The sequence below is a fragment of the Devosia sp. genome, assembly GCF_017307565.1.
Lineage (GTDB): Bacteria > Pseudomonadota > Alphaproteobacteria > Rhizobiales > Devosiaceae > Devosia.
On sequence record NZ_JAFKHD010000014.1, the window covers coordinates 1 to 2,132 of the forward strand.

Genomic DNA, 2,132 nt, shown 5'->3' on the forward strand with positions numbered 1-2,132 from the left:
CTGCGCCGGGGTGACAGCGCGGCAAGATACGCTGCCGTGCCCACTGGCTTCATTGACACGCGAACGCTTCAGAAACCGCGGTACCGCATCCCCCTTGCCGCCTGCCCGCGACGCAGGCAGTCTCAGCCCATGCGCTTCGCCCTCACCCTTGCCGCCGCCCTCATCCTCGCCACGCCCGCCTTCGCCCAGGCCGTCTGGTCCTATTACGGCAATGCCCGTTACGGCTATGAGCTGGACATCCCGCCCGGCTTCGAAGGCCAGGGCGAGAGCCCGAATGGCGATGGTGAGATATTCCTGCTCGACGGGCGCGTCGGCAAACTCACCGCCTGGGGCGGCTATTTCGTCGTCGAGCCGGACTTTGAATCCGAAGCCAATGCCCGTTTCGCCTCGGACACCGCGGACGGCTGGGGCGTCATGGCGCAATCGGCGACGCCGGGCTGGGCCACCTGGTCCGCCACCAAATCCGGCCGCGTGCTGCAGCAGCACATGATCCAGCTCTGCGACGGCTCAGGCTATGCCGCCATCCGGCTCGAATATGCGCAGGTCGATCGCCCCAAACTCGACAACCTCGTCGAGCCGCTGCTCGCCTCGCTCAAATCGACCTGCTGAGCCCTCAATATTCTGGTTGCGGCAGTTCCTCGGGCCACGGATAGCCGAGGTCGATCGACTGCACCCGCACATCGAGCGTCTTCAGCAGCGGCTCCGAGGATGGCACCGTGACCTCGCCTGAAACCGGCGTCACATCGACGCTCTCGGGAAAATCTTCCTTGGGCGCAAAGCGGATCCAAAAGCCGCAGCCGGTCTCGGGATTGACCAGCGCGCCCTTTTCGAACACCGCGCCACCGCCATAGTCCCACCAGAAGCCGCCAATGGTGAAAGGCGCGCCATTGATGGCTTCCACTTCGGCGACGGTCATGCCGATCTTGACGCCCGCCGGTGTCTCCTGGCTCGGCGCCAGTTCGACGGAGCCGAGATATTCGAGCTTTTCCTCGTCCCACCAGCTGAACTGCATCACGCGCTCGGGGTCGTTGGGGTAGACCGTCGTCGCCTGAAACTCCATGCCCTCGGCGCCATAGACCATGCCCGTCTCGACATTTTCCGCGCCAAAGGTTTCGCGCACCAGCGCGTCGGAGCTTTTCGGACCAAAAACCCCTTCGCAGGTCACCACGACCGGGTCTGTCGGACCCGTCTTGACCTTGTCCTTGGCCATGGCGGGCGCAGCGATCAGGGCGAGACTCAGCGCCACAAGCGAGATACGAGTTTTCATCAAATGTCCTCCTCAAGCCGTGCCATTCTGGCCGAGCTTGCACATGCCGGCAATTGACGACTCGCGCTATGAACTGGGGCTGAAGGAGATTTTGTTATGAAGCCGATCAAATTCGACCGCGACGAAACCAAAGCCATCGTGGGCGAGATCCAGGACTACTTCCGCATCGAGCTGGACCAGAGCATCGGTGCCATCCCGGCCGAAATGCTGATGCAGTTTTTCGCCGACAAGATGGGTGCCTATTTCTACAATCGCGGCCTCTATGATGCCCAGGCGCTGATCCGCAAGCAGGTTGACAGTCTCTCGGACGAGATTTTCGCGCTCGAGCAGCCGACCAAGCACCTGCGCTGATCACCCTTGCCAAGGCGGGGCCGGGGCATTGAAACATCTCAGGCAGTCCATCAGGACTGATTCGTCCTTAGGGTGCTGCCATCATGGGTTTGAATTTTCCCACCCTCGCCCCCATCGCGCTGCTGGTCATCTCCAATATTTTCATGACCTTTGCCTGGTATTGGCACCTCAAATTCCACGGACTGATCCTGTGGGTTGTGGTGCTGATCAGCTGGGGCATCGCCTTTTTTGAATATTGGCTGGCGATCCCCGCCAATCGCATCGGCAGCGCCGTCTATTCACCGGCAGAGCTGAAGACCATCCAGGAGGTTATTTCCCTGTCGGTCTTTGCGTTTTTCGCCGTGTTCTATCTCGGCGAAAAACTCACCTGGAATCACGCCGTGGGCTTTGGCTTCATCGGCGTCGGGGCCTTCTTCATCTTCAAGGGGCCGCTCAAGTAGCCGCCCACGCCGGAAATGGGTCGGGCAGCCGCGCCCAGGCATCGGGCGTCATCCGCCGGGCCGGCACGAGGCAG

The 2,132-nt window shown here is 61.7% G+C and carries 4 protein-coding genes; 3 read left to right on the forward strand and 1 reads right to left on the reverse strand.

Features of this window, described 5'->3' with window-relative positions; all coding sequences use genetic code 11:
• The first annotated feature begins 129 nt into the window (after window positions 1-129).
• Complete coding sequence (locus J0I64_RS00170) at window positions 130-609, forward strand: hypothetical protein (RefSeq protein WP_291405271.1); 480 nt, start codon at window positions 130-132, stop codon at window positions 607-609.
• Window positions 610-613: 4 nt separating this feature from the next.
• On the opposite strand, the gene J0I64_RS00175 is transcribed toward J0I64_RS00170, so the two are convergent.
• Window positions 614-1,267, reverse strand: a complete 654-nt coding sequence (locus J0I64_RS00175) for a hypothetical protein (RefSeq protein ID WP_291405273.1) — start codon at window positions 1,265-1,267, stop codon at window positions 614-616.
• Between the two features lie 96 nt (window positions 1,268-1,363).
• Between J0I64_RS00175 and J0I64_RS00180 the strand changes: the two genes are divergently transcribed.
• Window positions 1,364-1,618: a DUF2164 domain-containing protein gene (locus tag J0I64_RS00180; RefSeq protein WP_291405274.1), complete on the forward strand. Its 255-nt coding sequence runs from the start codon at window positions 1,364-1,366 to the stop codon at window positions 1,616-1,618.
• Between the two features lie 83 nt (window positions 1,619-1,701).
• Window positions 1,702-2,058 carry a DMT family protein gene (locus tag J0I64_RS00185; RefSeq protein ID WP_291405276.1) on the forward strand — a complete coding sequence of 119 codons (357 nt, stop codon included), beginning with the start codon at window positions 1,702-1,704 and terminating at the stop codon, window positions 2,056-2,058.
• Window positions 2,059-2,132 lie beyond the last annotated feature (74 nt).